Below are 16964 nucleotides of genomic sequence, written 5' to 3'. Positions count from 1 at the left end.
GAAAAATTCTGGACTCGCTTCTTTTATTTACCAAGACCGCGCATAATGTAAGTAACGGTATCATCGATTTCTTTTTCATCATCCCAGTTCGCATCCGGCATAACAACAAAACGTGTCAACATAAAACCTACTATATTTGTAATTAGCGCACGCATAATTGTACTATTTGGCATATCAACAATTTCACCACGTTCTTTATAATAATCAATCATTTGGTCAAATTGTCCTTTTACATGTGTCATAAAAATTTCGGAAAACTGCACTCTAAGTTCATCGTGATAAAACAACTCCATAAAATAAATCTTGATGACTTTCCCGTTTTCTTTAGCAAACTCAAAACGATTAACGATAATTTCGCGGATAAATGATTGAAAGTCTGGATATTCACTTTCAAAAACTTCTTTAACAAAGTTTTGAGCTAAAAATGGAATGACTCCCCCGATTAAAGTCGGCATTGTAATAGCCATTAATAAATCTTTTTTTGTTTTATAATGTCTAAAAATCGTTCCTTCCGCCACACCTGCTTTTTTAGCAATTTCATTTGTTGAAGTTCCAGCATAGCCCTTTTCTGCAAATAATTCTATGGAAGCTGCTACGATACGTTTTTGTTTATCGCTCATTTTATTATCTTTTTCTGTTAAATCGAGAACTTGTCTTAAAATATCTCCTTCTGTATCCATCTTTTCTCTTCCTTTCAAATTAAACTTTTCGATATTTTTTTAATGCAAAAATATTTAATACGACGAATATGAACACAAATCCTAGTAAAATATAAAAGTCACTTGCAAAGGAAGCGAATCCTTCTCCTTTTACCATAATCGAAGTTAAAGCGTTTGCCCCGTAGTATAAAGGCATAATATGAGCAACCCATACGAGCCAGTCTGCCATTCCATCTAGAGGAAAAATTCCACAAAATAGAACTTGAGGCACAATAACAATGGGAATAAACTGCACGATTTGAAATTCATTATTGGCAAAGGTGGAAAGTAAAATCCCAAGAGCCAGAGCAACCATTCCAAGGGTTAAAGTAATAAGTAATACGTAGAATAACGAGCCATTTTGCATCATTCCAAGCACTTGAATGGAAAATACAGCTACTAAAATCGACTGTAGCAAAGCAAAAATACCAAAACCAATCAAATAACCGAGTTCTAATTCTATTCGTTTAATGGGTGTTGCCATCAGTCGCTCAAGCGTTCCTGTCGTTCTCTCTCTTAAGAAGGAAATTCCTGCGATTAAAAATACAAAGAAAAATACAAAAAAGCCAATGAAAATCGGGCTAATGGTATCGAAAAAGCTGGTATCTTTATCTCCATAAATGTAATCTGTTGAGATAGTTAGTTGTTCCGTCTTTTTTGTGAGTGATGGAATCGTACTTGGGTCTATTCCAGCTTTTGCAAGTGCTTGTCCAGTGTCTTTTGCTTGAGTTTGTATTTGCTTCTCAGCTTCAGTCATTAATGTTTTTTGTAGTTTTAAGCTGATTTCTTTACTCAAGCTTGGTTCACTATTTTCATACGTTACTTCGATTTTTTCACCATTTTGTTTAAAAAAGGCATCGAGGTTAGCCTCTTTCATTTTATCCGGTATATTAGTAATTTCAGAATAATTTTTTAAGGTTAAGTCATTTTTTTTGAGTTCTTTTACCATGGAATCCGAAAGTCCGCTCACGCCAACAGTTGGCTTCACTGTATCGCCTTCAAATAAATACGTTAGTAAAGTAATAAGTAACAGTGGTGCAAGAAACATTAATGCCAGTGTCCGTTTATCTCGACGAAATTGATTCACGATTCGTTTGATGATAGCAAATATTCGCATTAGTTCTCCCCTCCAAACTCTAAAAAAGCATCTTCTAGTTTGCCGGATGAGGTTTTGCTTGAGAGCGCCAGAGGAGTCCCTACAGCGATTATTTTTCCATTTCTAATCATTGCAAGTCTATCGCATTTTTCGGCTTCATCCATCACGTGTGTCGTCACAAGGATACATTTACCATTTGCTTTAAGTTCTCTTAGTTCTGTCCAGATTGTTTTTCTTAGTTCTGGATCGATACCGACTGTTGGCTCATCTAAAATCAGGACGTCTGGATCAGCAAGTACAGAAATAGCTAGAGAAAGTCTACGCTTCATTCCTCCCGAATAGTTACTCACCTTTTTCGTTAAGTCTTGTTGTAAGTTAACAAGATTAGCAGCATAATTCATTCGATCTTTCTTCGCTGTACCTTTTAGAGAATAAAGAGAAGCAAAAAAATCAAGGTTTTCTTTAGCAGTCAAATCGGTATAAAGTGCATCTGATTGCGCCATATAACCAATTTTACTTATAACTGATAAATTCGGCATTGCTTTTTCTAGTACTTCGGTTTGTCCACTGGTTGCTTTTTCCATACCAATAATTGTTTTGACAAGGGTTGTTTTTCCAGCACCTGATGGGCCTATTAAGCCAAATATTTCTCCTTTTTTTATGTTAAGGGACATATCTGATAAGATTTGTTTCTTACCAATTTTTACATCTAAGTGATTTACATTAATCGCTATTTCTGACATTGGCCTAACCTCCTTTTTTAAAAATGAGTGATTACTCACTTTCTATTGTACTCAGTTTTTTTTTAGTTGTAAAGGAAAAACCGAACGCATCAAGAAGTTTCCTTCTATCTGCATTCGGCTATTTTCGTAAATAAATGTCTGAAATAAGATGATCTGTCCCTTTATGGAGGACTAAATCTGCTCGATATTTTGTTTTCTCAATATTTTCTTTTAAGTTAACTCCATTGATTGTATCCCAAACCCCTAGAGCAAACGTTTCTGCTTCTTTTTTATTAATTTTAGTATATTGGTGGAAATAAGAACTTTTGTCTTGAAAAGCGGTTTCTCGAAGCATGAAGAACCTTTCTAAATACCATTTCTTAATGTCAGCTTCAGCAGCATCCATATAAACCGAGAAATCAAAAAAATCACTTGGAAATAAACTCTCGTGTTGGTCGGCTTGAAGTACATTAATTCCTTCAATAATAACGATATCCGGATTATGCATCATACGTGTCTCATCTAAAACATCATATGTAAAATGCGAGTATAGCGGTACTTCTACAGCTTCTTTATTTGTTTTTAAATCAGTTAAAAACTTAGCAAAACGGTCGCGATCATAACTTTCGGGAAATCCTTTTTTGTTCATAATACCGCGCTCTTCTAAAACTTTGTTTGGAAATAAAAAACCGTCTGTTGTTACAAGCTCCACTTGCCTTGTTTTGGAAAACCAACGATCGAGCATTAATTTGAACACACGCGCTGTCGTACTTTTCCCAACAGCCACACTTCCAGCTAAGGCGATGATAAACGGCGCACGTGATTCTTTTTTCTTTAAGTATTCCATTTTTTCCCCATGAATAAAAATCGCTTCATGGTATTGAATCGCAATTAGTTTTATTAGTGGTAAATAAATTTCAGAGATGTCTTGTAAAGAAATACGATCATTTAAACCACGTATTTCTTCCAGTTCCTCTGCAGTTAAAATTTGGTCCTTACTCACTTCCAGCTTGCGCCATTCTTCTCGTGGGAAATGAAAGTAGTGGTTGTAATCATTCATTCAATGTTCCATCCTTTTATTCATTCGTGAAAACGTAAACAGCTTTATTTAAGGATAACGCAAGCTGCATAAATCCGCAAGTAGCGATTTAATATTTACGATAGACATAAACTGATTTTGGTTTTGCTACTTCTTTATAGCTTTCTACTTGTACAGACGGAATATTCATTTTGAACGGAGAATAATATTCTTGAGTAATGGTTCCTTTTACTGTGAGCCAAGTATCATTTTTTAAATCGGTTTTTTCAGGCATTTGAACAAGCATACCGAATACACCAGAATCTGCCACACAGTGAATAATTCCAAAACGGAACAAGAATAAATTATTATCTTTTGTCACTTCATCATTATAAACAAATCCTGTAAATTCGATTTGTTTGCCTGTAAATTCTCCTGGATAATTATACAAAATTTCCATCGTCATTAAATAATTACTATCATTAACTTTGATTGGGTTTTGGTCAATGATAGCGGCTTTTTCTTTCGACATCATTTTTTCATAATCTGTTTCTCCAAAATAACCACTTGTATCTGGTCTTAAAAATTGATTTTGAGCATATGGATCATCTCCAGCAGCGTTGTTTTTCGGGAAATGAAAACCTTTAGCGGAAACAATGGTTGAATCAAGCGTTGCAACAGGAAATAAGAAACCAGCGATTAGAGCGTAGGAAAGTAAACCATACACCATTATTTTTTTCAAAATAGTATTTTCGCCATCATGGGTATGCCCCATATGCTCTGTCTTTGCACCAATATCTTCATCGCGAAAAACCATAACTAGTTGAATAAGTGCAAGTAAAAATGCAGCAATCATCGCGGAAAAAGATAAATAAGCGTATTTCATATTAATATATTTACTGATATCACCAGAAATATGTAGCTGCATTAAATAAAAGCCAAATCCAAATAATATAAAAACTCGAAACATGTAATCACCTGCTTTCGGTTAGATAACTAAAGCGTATAAAAAGACGACAATCGTTACACTAGTAACAATTAATAAGACAAATTTCGCTTTAAATGCACCTAACATCATCATTAAATTTTTAATATCAAGCATTGGACCAAAAACTAAAAATGCGACAATTGATTGGGTGGAAAATACACTACGGAAAGAAGCACCAATAAAGGCATCTGCTTCAGAACATAGCGATAATACAAAGGCAAGTACCATCATCAGTAAGATAGATAATATCGGACCGTGACCAATTGATACGAGCGTAGAGGTTTTAATGTAAGTTTGCATCGCTGCAGCAATTAAAGCACCAAAAACAAGGTATTTACCTACAGAAAAGAATTCGTCAACAGCGTGTTGAACGGTATGCCACACTTTTTGGCTAAATGTCATTTTTGTATGCGTATGCTCTGCGTCATGATGGTGCGCATGATTATGCTCTAGTCTAACTGGAGTTTCTTCGGTTCTTAATACTTGAAAATTAGTTGTTGTGCTTTCTGCTGGACCATTAGCAATTGCTAGGTTTCCAGCTGGAACGGCCACTTTTTCACTTGCTGCTTCATATTTTAAAAAGCGATCTTTCAAACCTGTTCCTTTATAAAAATAAGCGATAATATTTCCAACAACGAGAGCGACTACGAGGCTTCCTGCAACACGTAATAGCGGCACTTCCCAGGTACTCCCAAATGCGACATAAGTAGAAAAAAGTACTACAGGATTAATAATCGGTGCTGTGAGCATAAAGGCAATTCCGGCATGGAGTGGTACACCTTTTGCAAGCAAATTACGAACTATAGGAACAATTCCACATTCGCAGGAAGGGAAAAACACACCAATAAGCGAGCCAACAATGACTGCTAAAAATTTATTTTTTGGGATGACTCGTGCAATGAATTTTTCAGAAATAAACATTTGAATAAAGCCAGCGATAAATACACCAATCAATACAAATGGCAGTGCTTCAATTAAAATGGAAATAAAAATGGTATTCATTTGTAGGAATGAATCCGGCAGATGACTAAACATAGGATTCCTTCTTTCTTTGCTCTTTTTAATAACTATTTGATTCTAAGCCTATCTTTTAAAGAAATCAAGTAAAAGATAAATGAGAATATTTATTATTTTGCTTGCAGAAAAAGACAACAATTTAGGTAAATTGCTGTCTTTTTGTGATAATTTCTTGATAAGTTTGTTCGAGCATTGCTTTTTCTGCTGGCTTTAAATTGGGTTGCATTAGTTTTGCGGCGATTTCTGACATCCGCATCTCTAAAATCAATTTATCTTCTTCTGAAAAGCGACTTGGGGTTTTACTTTCTTCATATTCTGAGAAAGTCATTCGGTGGAAAGTCATTTGATTGTTTTCAATTGCGACTACCTCTTCTGCTACTTGATTTACAAAGGTTCTATCATGAGAAACAAATAAGATCGTTCCAGTAAATTGTTTGATTAATGCTTCCAAAGCTTCCATTGCGTAAATGTCCAAATAGTTCGTTGGTTCATCTAGGATAAGAAAATTCGCATCGCTAACAAGAAGCATGCTGAGAAGTAATTTTACCCGTTCCCCGCCAGAGAGCATGCGCACTTCTTTATACAAATCGCTTTCTTTAAAGTGCATGCTACCAAGGACTTCTCTGTTTACTTGCTTGGTTTGAACGCTAATATTTGTCATGTTTTCTAAAAGAGTTTTCGCTAAATCTAGTCCTTTTAATTCTTGATCAAAATAAGCCACTTTTGCTTGAGTATTACATGTGATAGTTGGATTTCCTTGGATTATTTCTCTTAAAAATGTGGTTTTTCCACTTGCGTTTTCACCAATAAGAGCTACTTTGTCACCAGATTTTATTGAGAAAGCCTCTGTTTTAAACAATTTTCGTCCAGTAATTTCGTATGTTGATTCTCTGACACTTAATATAGTATTACCTTTTTTAATTATTCGATTATCTGGAGTGATAATTTTGATTGGTTTAGTTGTATGAGGTTTTTCGACATTACCGAGTCGCTCAATTCGTTTTTCTAAGGCTTTTATGGTGCTATGCTGTTTCTTTTGTTGCGTGCCTTTTCCTGCTTTAAAAGCACTGGCTTCCTTGTTGTTTAAGCGTTTACCTGGTTTAACAATTCGTCCTGCTTCGATTTCGTGATGCGTTTGAGATGCCTGTAGTTGTTTCTTTTTGTTTTTAAATTCTTTGTAAGCGAGTTCCGCTTGGTTTTCATGTTGTTGTTTTTGCTCTAAATAGGCATGATAATTGCCTTTGTAGACATGAATAGTTTGATTTTTGATTTCCCATATTTCTGTGCAAAGTGCATCTAGAAAGGCTCGGTCATGCGAGATAATCAGAAGTGCACCGTGAAAATCACTCCACTGGCGTTCTAAATGTTTTACGCTTTCGACATCCAGATTGCTCGTTGGTTCGTCTGCTAAGAGAACACTTGGATTTTGGCGCATCGCTTGCTGGATAGCTTTTCGTGTTTTTTCGCCACCGCTTTTGGTGCTCTTATCATTGGAAAGTTGTTTGATGTATGCGAGTTTTCCTTGTGTAATTACGGTGCCAGATGTGGCTTCTTTGGCGCCAGCAATCACTTCCATTAGCGTTGTTTTTCCTAGACCATTTTGACCGATGATGCCAATTCTTGCTTTTTTATTAACTAGTAAATGGGGGATTTCTACTAAAATCCTGTCTGCTACTTCTATTTTTAATTGATTAATTTCGATTATAGACATAAAAAATAACCTCCTGAATATTTTCAGAGAGGAATCCGCGGAGCTACGCCAAAAAAAGCCTATAGCTAGAGTTATCATGCAAAATGAACATACGAATCCCGTCCGAAAAAATAGTTTCTACCCAAAAATTGGATAGCTTTCTTCATTTTTTCATATAATACAGGATTAGAATTTCATTGGCTTAAGATAACACTCCTTTTCGTTTGATGGTTTCATTATAGCGCAATGTGGGTGTTATTTCAACCTTAAAAAAACCTCCAAAAATTAGATTTTTAGATCTAATTTTGGAGGTTTACTCATAAAGTCAATTTAATCACGATATTTTAAGTTGATGAATTTCACTTGGATGTATTCTTCCATTCCGTAATGTCCGTTTTCACGACCAAAGCCAGAATGTTTTACGCCACCAAATGGGGTTTCTGGATTGGAAATGGCGATTTCATTTGCACCAACCATTCCATATTCTAAAGCAGATCCTACTTTTTCCACGCGTGCTAAATCTTTTGTATAGAAGTAAGAAGCTAATCCGAATTCACTATCGTTTGCCATTTCAATTGCTTCGTCTTCTGTTTCAAAAGTGATTAGTGGGATGACTGGACCAAATGTTTCTTCATAGAAAATATCCATTTCACGAGTGACATTATCTAAGACAGTTGGTTTGTAAAAGTTTCCTTTATCATAGTCTGAGCCGGTTAGACGCCCACCACCAGTAAGGACTTTAGCGCCTTTATCTGTAGCGTTTTTAAGTTGTTTATCGATTTTATCTATCGCATCTTCACGAATAAGTGGGCCAACATTCACATCACCCAAACCGTTACCAACTTTTAATTTTTCAACTTCGGAAACAAGAGCTTTCGTGAATTTGTCTTTGATTTCTTTAGCTACAAAAATCCGGTTTGGTGATACGCATACTTGACCGTTATTACGGAATTTTGCTGCGACTAAATCATTCACAGCCGCATCTAAATTAGCATCATCAAATACGATAAATGGTGCATGTCCACCAAGTTCAAGTGAGATTTTCTTCAATGTCTCTGCTGATTGTTTAAATAGCGTTTGACCGACTTTAGTAGAACCGGTGAAAGTTAATTTACGAACGTCGTCACTATCAGTTAATGTTTCACCGATTTCTTTTGAGCTACCCATTACAATATTGGCAACACCTTTTGGTAAGCCAGCTTCTTCAAATATTTCAAAGATAGCTAAAGCCGAAAGAGGTGTATCTCCGGAAGGTTTAAGAACAATAGTATTACCAGTTGCAAGCGCTGGCGCAAGTTTTCGTGTAACCATTCCACCTGGGAAATTCCACGGGGTAATCGCAGCAACTACACCTATTGGTTGTTTTTTAACAATAAAAGCATGATTATTTGGAGCAGGAATTGTTTCACCATATAATCTTCTTGCTTCTTCTGCGGCGAATCGGAAGTTTTCAGCACCCGTTAGGACTTCTCCTTTTGATTCTTTTAGTGGTTTACCTTGTTCAATTGTCATAATTTTGGCTAAGGTATCTGCTCTTTCTTCCATTAAATCAGCAATTTTGTGCAATAATTTAACACGGTCAGCTAATTCCATTTTAGCCCAATCTGGAAAAGCTTCTTTTGCGGCATTAATGGCTTGTTTTGTTTCATTAGGTCCTGCTTGCACTACTTTTGCAATAACCTCTCCGTTTGCTGGGTTTACAATATCTTTTGTTTCTTTATTATCTCCGTCTATCCATTCTCCATTAATAAATAATTTTGTTTGAACTTTTGGTAATGTCGCTTCTTTCATACTCAAAAATACCACTCCTCAATAAATTTTTATGTCCGCGCTTCTTGTTGCTTATAATAGTGTTTTCCACAAATAAAAAAACTTAATCAGGATTCTGCTTTTAAATTCAGAAAAAACCTTCTAGAAAAATCCACTCTATCCCAACATGAAGCGCATGAGGAAACTTCCAAAAAAATTAAATTTTTTCAAAAAAGCTAGCTGCAATAAATGCAACTAGCTTCTTCTTCTTAATTTTCTTCAATTGGTTGATGTACTTCTTCTTTTACTTTTTTCTGTGCGTTTTTCTTATATGCAAGGAAATAGAAAAGGCTGACAAACACTGCACCGCCAACTACATTTCCTAAGTATACAGGAATGATATTCCAAATAAAATCTGCCCATGAATAGTAACCAGCAAAAATGGCAGCCGGGATAATAAACATGTTGGCGACAACGTGTTGAAATCCAATGGCCACAAAAGCCATTACTGGAAACCAAATACCAAGAATTTTTCCTGAGAAATCTTTGGCCGCATAACAGAGCCAAACAGCAATCCCAACGAACCAATTACAACCAATACCAGAAACAAATGCAACCCAGAATGGATCATTTATTTTAGCACCAGCTGTTGCTAAGGTTTTTGGTAAGAAATCCCCTTCTGTTAAGCCGACGAAATGACCAAAAAAGTAAGCAACAAAAAAGGCGCCAACTAAATTCATAACTGAAACAATGGCCCAGTTTCGAAGTAATTGTTGAAAAATAATCTTTTTATCATACCAAGCGATTGCTACAGCCATCATGTTTCCAGTGATTAATTCTCCTCCACCGAGTAAGATACAGACAAGTCCTACTGGAAAAAGACTTGCGCCAATAAGCGTTGCAAAACTTCCCCACTCATGAGGCATTGTTCCTACTGCACGTATGTATAATAAGTAACCAAGAGAGATAAAAGCGCCACCCAAAAAGCCTAATAAAACAAGGGCTAATGTACTTGAATTTGCTTTTTGAGTTCCTTTTTCAATTGTTATCTCTGTTACTTCCTGCGGGCTATAATATCCCACATGAATCCCTTCCTTCTTGTTAAAATAATCACAAAATAGCGTATTTATTATAGCATACTCAAAAAAAGCTTGCTACTATAAAAAAGCCCCAAACAAGAGTTCAGGGCCAGAAAATTTTTTGTGGGAAGTGTTGATTATTAACTTAAATATACTTAAAACAAGAAACTAATGAAGATAATGACTACGATAACAAATACAAAAGATAACCAAGCAACTGGACGAGCTGTATTTATTGTCCAACCGATACCAAAACGTTTCTCAACGAATAATGCTGGGTCATTTCTGTTGAAGTAAATTACTCCCGCTTTCCAGAAAACGTCGTCATCACGGATTGGCTTGTTTACTCCGTCTGGCTCATTTGCGAATTTTAATCGGCTTCCACCCTGTCCTACTTTTACAGCAAGAAGAACTGTTCCCAGTAAAATTAAAATGACGGAAATAATCATAGTAATCATCATAATTTCTGCTGATAATGCGAGTAAAATAACCACTTGCATAACGAGAAAATCAATGACCATGATCATACACATAATTAGCATAGCCTTGCTAGAAATTTGTCTAAATAACATATTCCGTTTTAAAGAATCTGTTGGATTTTCATTTTCTACTGTTTGTTTACTTCTGGCTATAACATAATTAATAAACATAAATAAGCCAATCATCCCTAGTTGCAGCATTGGGAAAAGTAGAGCTATTCTTGGTGATTTTTGAACCGTATTTGTGCTTACCCCGTTCATATCAAAATGAGTTATCCAAGTTTCCGGAGCACTTGGATAAAAAACAGCGGTTATTGCAAGTGTAATAATAAATAAAAGTAAGGGCACTATAAACCAAGTGTAAGAAATCACCATTTTTCTACGATGAAAACTAGTATCTACCATGATAATAGAATTGGTTGAAATTTCTCCTGACTCTATTTTTTCTTTTTTCCATTGTAAGGTTGTTTGATGAAAACGATAGTAAATAATGAAAGAAACTATTAATTGTCCAAACATGGAGGCGATAAAAATTCCTGCTTGGATGTTTTCGCTTGAATGAAAACCTTGAATAAAAGCAATCCCGATGATAGCCACTAACGAGGTCCATAAAACAACTTGACCAATATATTGTTTTTTTAATTGGGTTAGCTCAGCGTTTCGATTAGCTCGCTCGCCAACATTTACCCCAAAACATTCAGACTTCCGTATAACAAAAGGTGTCATTGCTTGTAGTGAAATGATAGCAATACTTACAAAAATATAAATGATGATTTCCATCTCTAATCCACTCTCCGTCCATGCATTTCATCAAAAATAGTCTTACTTATTTCTAACCATTTCTCTTCACTAACATCACGAACAACTGATTCTGCAATCAATGGTCTTAGCTTTGTTTGTAATTTCTTGAAAAATAGTTCATCTGCTTTAGCTACGCCATCCGGATGAATAACTACTCCTTTTTGACGATGAATTTGAATAAGCCCTTCTTGTTTTAAAATTTGATACGCTTTATTTACTGTATGGAAATTAATCCCAATATCAGCACCAAGACTTCTTACAGAAGGTAATTTGTCCCCTGGTAAAAGTTCTCGTTTAGCCATGCCTTCAATGATTTGATTACAAATTTGTGTGTAAATTGGCTCTTCTGATTGTAAATCAATCGCAAGTAACATAGAAACATCCTCTCTTTAACTGTTATATACATTGTATAACACATATACATTTTGGTCAATCCTATTAATTCAGTGGCTATTTAATGGAGTTAATGGTACTATAAAATCTGACAATAAGCTTTTTTAGAAAGAAGGGAATCATTTGAAATTTTCACGTTTTCGAGATAGTAAACTGTTTTTTTGGACCATTGAAATTTTAGCGGTTGTCGCAGTTTTATTCATTTTATTACAAATGAAGTACATATTTTCACCAATTGGTATAATCATTTCTACATTATTTATGCCTATCTTAGTAGCAGGGTTTTTATTCTATCTTTTTAATCCGCTTGTTCTATTTTTAGAAAAAAGAAAAGTACCAAGACTATTAAGTGTGATATTGATTTTTATTGCGTTTATTGCCCTCATTGTACTTGCTGTCATGCAACTCGGACCAACACTTGCTGATCAAGTTGCTGAACTTGCAAAAGCAATTCCAGGTTACTGGCAAGATTTTGAGAAATGGTTAGAAAGTCTTTCTCATAATTCAGCTTTGCAAAGTGTTGATATAAAAGCAGAACTTGCAAAACTAAACATTTCTTTACCGAAAATTATGTCTGTTGTATTTGATGGGGTAGCTTCTAGTTTTGGAGCGATTTTCTCGTTTATATCTGGTTTTGTTATGATTCTTGTAACTGTTCCATTTATCGTCTTTTATATGTTTAAAGATGGTCATAAATTCGTTGAGTCTTCGGGTAAATTCTTCCCAGCTGGCATTCGTTCTGAAGCAAAACAAATTATTAAAGAAATGAACAAAACAATCTCTACTTATATTAGTTCTCAAGCAATTGATTGTATGTTTGTTGGTTTGTTTACTTTTATTGGTTATTTAATTATTGGTCAACCTTATGCCCTTCTATTTGGTTTCATTGCAGGTGCAACGAATATTATTCCTTATCTTGGGCCATTCCTTGGTGCAGCTCCAGCAGTTATTGTAGCCTTATTTACTTCTCCACTTCAAGCGTTACTTGTGATTGTTGTTGTGACTATTGTTCAACAAATCGACTCGAACTTGCTTTCACCATATATAATGGGTAAATCGTTATCTATTCACCCATTAACTATTATTATTATCTTGATTGTTGCTGGTAATTTAGCAGGAATCTTTGGAATGATTTTAGGCGTTCCACTTTATGCAGTGGTAAAAACAATTATCGTCAATGTCAATCGTTTAATTAAATTAAGGCGGGGTCAGCTAGCAATTGATAACAACCCACCTGACGCGAATACGCCGCCAAAATAAAAAAACGAGCTTTGGGAAATTGCTTCCTAAAGCTCGTTTTTTCTATGCTTTTTTAAAATGAGAGGTATCATTTAAACGTTCTAATTTGAATAAACCATTTTCGTAGTTTAACACGGTAACACTCGCATTATCTAAGATGACTGCTTCGTCCATGGAGGGTTCTAGTTCGTGGACAATGTTACGAATTGTATTTCCGTGAGCGACAATTAGGACATTCCCACCAGTTTCTCGGTGACGACTTATAACATGTAAAAAGCCTTGTTCTACACGTGTCCAAAATGTCATGAAATCTTCGGCATCACCGGCGGGGTCTGCAGCTTTTGTCCCGTTCATTGTTTCGCGAACATCGGCTTTTTCAAAAAGTTCTGCTTGGCTCGCATATCCCATATGTTTGGCAATTTCACTCCATGCTACATCGCTTTTTTCGCCTTCATAAGAACCAAAGAATGTTTCACGAAATTCGCTAAGTGGTTCCAGTGTTAAACCAAATGCGTGTTTATTTTCTTTGAGTAAGTGTTCAGCCGTTGCGATTGTACGGTGCAAATCACTTGAATATGCTGCAACGAATTCTGTTTCAGAAAGACCGCGTCCACTCTCTTTTACAACTTCAATTCCTTCTGGTGTAAGTGGCGTATCAGCCCAACCTTGCATGCGTATATTTTTATTTAAATACGTTTGACCATGTCTTACAAAATAAAGTGATAATTTTTTTCCCATTACGTTCTTCCTCCTCGTTTGTTGTTATCTATTTCATTGTAACAAATTCTTCTGATCCTGTTGGGTGAATGGCGACCGTGTTATCAAAATCGGATTTCGTTGCGCCCATATTAATAGCTACAGCAAATCCTTGAATCATTTCATCCACACCATAACCAATGCCGTGCAAGCCGATGACACGTTCTGTATTTCCTTCGCAGATTAATTTCATTCGACAAGGTTCACGGTGATCTGTAATAGCTGTATACATTGAAGTAAAACTAGAAGTGTATATTTTAATATTTTCTTTACCATATTTTTCAATTGCTTCTGGCTCAGTTAAACCAACAGTACCAATGGCAGGATGACTAAATACAACGGTTGGAATGTTTTCATAACTTAAATGAGCATCTTTTTTATTGTTAAAAAGTCGTTCTGAAAGACGGCGTCCAGCAGCGATAGCGACTGGTGTTAATTCATAGTGACCCGTGACGTCGCCAACTGCATAAATCCCTTCCACATTCGTGTTTTGAAATTTATCTACAGCAATATGTCCACTTTCTAATAATTCTACGCCAGCTTTTTCAATTTGAAGTCCTGTGATAACCGGTTTACGGCCAATTGCCCAAATAATCGTATCGACGGTTTCTGTGCGACCATCTTCTAAGCTCAATGTTAAACTGCCATCCGAATTTTTTTCCACTTTTTGTGGTACTGCGTGTTTGTGCAACATCATATCCGATTGCTCGATAATTTCGGTTAATGTATCTGTTAAAAGTGGGTCAAAATTTCTGAGCGGCGCATGTTTCCGTACAAATAAATGTGTTTCTGAACCTAATTGTTGTAAAACGCCAGCAAGTTCAACAGCAATATAACCGGCACCAATAACTGCTACTTTTTTAGGAAGTTCTTTTAATGCAAAAAAACCATCTGAAGTTATTCCATATTCTGCACCTGGAATAGAAGGAAGCACTGGTTCTCCGCCCGTCGCAATTAAAATATGATCAGCTGTCACTATTTCGCCGTTTACACGCAACGTTTTTTCATCAACAAATTCGGCATACCCTTTTATCCATTCGACTTTATTATTATCAAGTCCGTTTTTATAAGAACCGCGAATGCGTTCGATGTATGCTTCCCGATTTTCAACTAATTTTTGGAAGTTAAAGGATGCATCTACTTGATAACCATAAGCATCTGCGTATAAATCCATCGCTTCTTTAATTTGTGCACCGTACCACATTACTTTTTTAGGAACACAGCCAACGTTCACACATGTGCCTCCTAAAAATTTGGGTTCGATTAGTGCACACTTTGCTCCGTGCATTGCCGCGCGATTAATAGAAGCAATTCCGCCACTACCGCCGCCAATCGCAATATAATCATAATGCTTCTCCATTCAAAATCTCTCCTAACATTTCTTCATTTTTATAAATACGCTTCGCCCCGCATAATGGCAAGAACTCGCGGATTCGGTAAGTAACGTTTAATCACTTGCAGTTTATCATATGTGTCCTCATCCCCTAGGTGTTCAGCAATTCCCATAGCAACTGCGCTACTTCGGCTGACTCCAGCATGACAATGGACTATGATTTGCGTGAAATCTGGGTGTTCATCCACAAAATCATAAATTAAATCACGATGTACTTCATTAAATAGTTTCATCTCGGCTTGCTCTTTGTCACTTAATCCCCAATAGTCATCTTCTTCATTTATATCATTAAAATGAACGGGCAAAATAGCTTCAAACAATGATTCATTTTTAAGTGGTTGATAGGTTGCGCCGACATCCGCAATACGAATAAGTAAAGTGTGTTCTGAGCGCGGTTTAAATTGAACCGCAACTACTTCTGGTACGGCAATTATCCGTAAATCAAATGGATCAAAATCAATTTGGCGCCTTTCTTTATTAATATAATTCGCCATCCTGCATGTCCCCTTCTCCAGTACAACAAGATTTTCCTTCGCCTTATTCCTCTTCTATTCTATCACGCCTAGACAATTTTACATAAAGAAGCAGTTTCAAACACAAAAATAACCAAATAAAAATTTATCTGGCTACTTTTTTCCTTGTCGGTAGAGGTCTTTTGTTTTATAACCTTGGCTCAGAATATCAACCATTTCTAAGCGTCTTTTTTCTTGTGTGGCTGATTGTTTGGCAGAATAAATATAACGAGCCCAAACTCGCTGGTAACCTGTCGCTAAGTTATTATAGAACGTTTGCAAATCCCCTTTGTCTGCTAAAAATTCTGCAACAAGTGGTACATAATCAGCATATTCATCTGCGGAAGGATTATTTTTCTTGATGCCTTTCGCTTTTAATTTCGTTGCTTCTTTTAGACCAACAACCGTATATGTTTCATCAAGTGCAACCATTCGCGTAAATTTGAGCGTACTGCCATTCACGTAACCTTCTTTGTCTGTTTTAAGAGCTGGCATTAATTCATCACGGTGCACATATGTATCGAACTTTTTATTACCTTTTTTAGGATAGGCGAAAAATAAATAACCATTCGTGGAAAGTGTGTTGTTATCAATAACTTTTTGCGCGAAAGTTACTAATTCATCTAACGTTTCAACAAAATCGAAAATTAAATCGTACTGTTTATCTGTTAGTTTTTCTTCGTACTTTGCTAAATTCCGAAAATAATCTGCGCCAACTGGTTGATTTAGAATGACTGTTTCTTTGTATTTAGTCAGTTGTAATTTTTCTACTATTGTCTTCTCTCCCATATTCCAGCACCTCGTTTGTATTGTTTGGTTTCAGTATATAGCCTTCCCTCTATGTAATCAAGCCAAACTAAACGCGTAAAAAAAAAGACCAAGCGCCGCGGCTTGGTCCATAAGACATTTATTTAAAAACAACAATCTCGTTAATTTCAATCGAAGGATCTAAACTTTTCGCAACTGGGCAAGCCTCTTTCACTAAATGCACTGCTTTTTCCGCTTTTGCTTGGTTACTTTTATCTACTAAATCAACTGTGAAAGTAACATTAATTTTCGTTAAAACATGAACAGCGCTTTCTTGATCTTGCTCATAGTCCGTTTGAATACTTAAATCATTTATTTCAATTCGTTTTTTCTCAAGTAATGTTTGATATACATATCCGCTACAAGCTGCAACCGCCGCCACTGTTATTTGAACTGGAGAAAAACCTTCTTCTTTAATTAAGGTCCAGTTTCCATTTGGATGTACAAGTTCTAATACTTTCCCATTTTTCACTAAATCCATGATTCATTCCTCCAATTTAATTCTTACAATTCTTATATGAATAATA

General features: G+C 35.8%; 17 protein-coding genes. 1 reads left to right on the top strand and 16 read right to left on the bottom strand.

What is annotated here, in order from left to right; all coding sequences use genetic code 11:
* Positions 1-23 precede the first annotated feature (23 nt).
* The 11 genes from LWE_RS04600 to LWE_RS04550 all read right to left on the bottom strand — a co-directional run bounded on the left by LWE_RS04600 (position 24) and on the right by LWE_RS04550 (position 11711).
* Complete coding sequence (locus tag LWE_RS04600) at positions 24-680, bottom strand: TetR/AcrR family transcriptional regulator (RefSeq protein WP_011701735.1); 657 nt, start codon at positions 678-680, stop codon at positions 24-26.
* Between the two features lie 19 nt (positions 681-699).
* The gene (locus LWE_RS04595; RefSeq protein ID WP_011701734.1) at positions 700-1815 is read right to left on the bottom strand and encodes an ABC transporter permease; all 1116 of its coding nucleotides are present in this window, start codon (positions 1813-1815) and stop codon (positions 700-702) included.
* Positions 1815-2537, bottom strand: coding sequence for an ABC transporter ATP-binding protein (locus LWE_RS04590; RefSeq protein WP_011701733.1), 723 nt, complete (start codon positions 2535-2537; stop codon positions 1815-1817). Before LWE_RS04590 ends, LWE_RS04595 begins: the two co-directional genes overlap by 1 nt.
* 118 nt (positions 2538-2655) lie before the next feature.
* Positions 2656-3576, bottom strand: a complete 921-nt coding sequence (gene coaA / locus LWE_RS04585; protein ID WP_011701732.1) for a type I pantothenate kinase — start codon at positions 3574-3576, stop codon at positions 2656-2658.
* Between the two features lie 88 nt (positions 3577-3664).
* Positions 3665-4504, bottom strand: coding sequence for a TIGR03943 family putative permease subunit (locus LWE_RS04580; protein ID WP_011701731.1), 840 nt, complete (start codon positions 4502-4504; stop codon positions 3665-3667).
* A gap of 18 nt (positions 4505-4522) precedes the next feature.
* Positions 4523-5557, bottom strand: coding sequence for a permease (locus tag LWE_RS04575; RefSeq protein ID WP_011701730.1), 1035 nt, complete (start codon positions 5555-5557; stop codon positions 4523-4525).
* Positions 5558-5678: 121 nt separating this feature from the next.
* Positions 5679-7250, bottom strand: a complete 1572-nt coding sequence (locus LWE_RS04570; protein ID WP_011701729.1) for a Vga family ABC-F type ribosomal protection protein — start codon at positions 7248-7250, stop codon at positions 5679-5681.
* 309 nt (positions 7251-7559) lie between these two features.
* Entirely contained in the window at positions 7560-9026 is a 1467-nt protein-coding gene (locus LWE_RS04565; RefSeq protein WP_011701728.1) for an NAD-dependent succinate-semialdehyde dehydrogenase, read from the bottom strand.
* A 221-nt stretch (positions 9027-9247) separates the two neighbouring features.
* Positions 9248-10060 carry a formate/nitrite transporter family protein gene (locus tag LWE_RS04560; protein ID WP_011701727.1) on the bottom strand — a complete coding sequence of 271 codons (813 nt, stop codon included), beginning with the start codon at positions 10058-10060 and terminating at the stop codon, positions 9248-9250.
* Between the two features lie 152 nt (positions 10061-10212).
* Positions 10213-11316, bottom strand: coding sequence for a DUF1648 domain-containing protein (locus LWE_RS04555; protein ID WP_011701726.1), 1104 nt, complete (start codon positions 11314-11316; stop codon positions 10213-10215).
* Between the two features lie 2 nt (positions 11317-11318).
* Positions 11319-11711 carry a GntR family transcriptional regulator gene (locus LWE_RS04550; protein ID WP_011701725.1) on the bottom strand — a complete coding sequence of 131 codons (393 nt, stop codon included), beginning with the start codon at positions 11709-11711 and terminating at the stop codon, positions 11319-11321.
* A 142-nt stretch (positions 11712-11853) separates the two neighbouring features.
* Between LWE_RS04550 and LWE_RS04545 the strand changes: the two genes are divergently transcribed.
* On the top strand, positions 11854-12990 hold the full coding sequence (locus LWE_RS04545) for an AI-2E family transporter (RefSeq protein ID WP_011701724.1): 1137 nt from the start codon (positions 11854-11856) through the stop codon (positions 12988-12990).
* Between the two features lie 42 nt (positions 12991-13032).
* Here LWE_RS04545 and LWE_RS04540 read toward each other — a convergent pair whose 3' ends face one another.
* The 5 genes from LWE_RS04540 to LWE_RS04520 all read right to left on the bottom strand — a co-directional run bounded on the left by LWE_RS04540 (position 13033) and on the right by LWE_RS04520 (position 16918).
* Positions 13033-13707: a histidine phosphatase family protein gene (locus tag LWE_RS04540; RefSeq protein ID WP_011701723.1), complete on the bottom strand. Its 675-nt coding sequence runs from the start codon at positions 13705-13707 to the stop codon at positions 13033-13035.
* 28 nt (positions 13708-13735) lie between these two features.
* Positions 13736-15085 (bottom strand): glutathione-disulfide reductase, encoded by a 1350-nt coding sequence (gene gorA, locus LWE_RS04535; RefSeq protein ID WP_011701722.1) that lies wholly within the window; start codon positions 15083-15085, stop codon positions 13736-13738.
* A gap of 29 nt (positions 15086-15114) precedes the next feature.
* On the bottom strand, positions 15115-15612 hold the full coding sequence (locus LWE_RS04530) for a tyrosine phosphatase family protein (RefSeq protein WP_011701721.1): 498 nt from the start codon (positions 15610-15612) through the stop codon (positions 15115-15117).
* Positions 15613-15744: 132 nt separating this feature from the next.
* A complete protein-coding gene (locus LWE_RS04525) occupies positions 15745-16419 on the bottom strand; it encodes a YdeI/OmpD-associated family protein (RefSeq protein ID WP_011701720.1) in 675 nt (224 codons plus the stop codon).
* Positions 16420-16537: 118 nt separating this feature from the next.
* Positions 16538-16918: an OsmC family protein gene (locus LWE_RS04520; RefSeq protein ID WP_011701719.1), complete on the bottom strand. Its 381-nt coding sequence runs from the start codon at positions 16916-16918 to the stop codon at positions 16538-16540.
* Between the last annotated feature and the right edge of the window lie 46 nt (positions 16919-16964).

The sequence above is a fragment of the Listeria welshimeri serovar 6b str. SLCC5334 genome, from assembly GCF_000060285.1.
GTDB lineage: Bacteria > Bacillota > Bacilli > Lactobacillales > Listeriaceae > Listeria > Listeria welshimeri.
This window is presented reverse-complemented; position numbering and strand designations above follow the sequence as displayed.

Coding starts and splice junctions, on each gene's coding strand:
- LWE_RS04600 (WP_011701735.1), bottom strand. CDS start 680: ATGGATACAGAAGGAGATATTTTAAGACAAGTTCTCGATTTAACAGAA.
- LWE_RS04595 (WP_011701734.1), bottom strand. CDS start 1,815: ATGCGAATATTTGCTATCATCAAACGAATCGTGAATCAATTTCGTCGA.
- LWE_RS04590 (WP_011701733.1), bottom strand. CDS start 2,537: ATGTCAGAAATAGCGATTAATGTAAATCACTTAGATGTAAAAATTGGT.
- coaA (WP_011701732.1), bottom strand. CDS start 3,576: ATGAATGATTACAACCACTACTTTCATTTCCCACGAGAAGAATGGCGC.
- LWE_RS04580 (WP_011701731.1), bottom strand. CDS start 4,504: ATGTTTCGAGTTTTTATATTATTTGGATTTGGCTTTTATTTAATGCAG.
- LWE_RS04575 (WP_011701730.1), bottom strand. CDS start 5,557: ATGTTTAGTCATCTGCCGGATTCATTCCTACAAATGAATACCATTTTT.
- LWE_RS04570 (WP_011701729.1), bottom strand. CDS start 7,250: ATGTCTATAATCGAAATTAATCAATTAAAAATAGAAGTAGCAGACAGG.
- LWE_RS04555 (WP_011701726.1), bottom strand. CDS start 11,316: ATGGAAATCATCATTTATATTTTTGTAAGTATTGCTATCATTTCACTA.
- LWE_RS04550 (WP_011701725.1), bottom strand. CDS start 11,711: ATGTTACTTGCGATTGATTTACAATCAGAAGAGCCAATTTACACACAA.
- LWE_RS04540 (WP_011701723.1), bottom strand. CDS start 13,707: ATGGGAAAAAAATTATCACTTTATTTTGTAAGACATGGTCAAACGTAT.
- gorA (WP_011701722.1), bottom strand. CDS start 15,085: ATGGAGAAGCATTATGATTATATTGCGATTGGCGGCGGTAGTGGCGGA.
- LWE_RS04530 (WP_011701721.1), bottom strand. CDS start 15,612: ATGGCGAATTATATTAATAAAGAAAGGCGCCAAATTGATTTTGATCCA.
- LWE_RS04525 (WP_011701720.1), bottom strand. CDS start 16,419: ATGGGAGAGAAGACAATAGTAGAAAAATTACAACTGACTAAATACAAA.
- LWE_RS04520 (WP_011701719.1), bottom strand. CDS start 16,918: ATGGATTTAGTGAAAAATGGGAAAGTATTAGAACTTGTACATCCAAAT.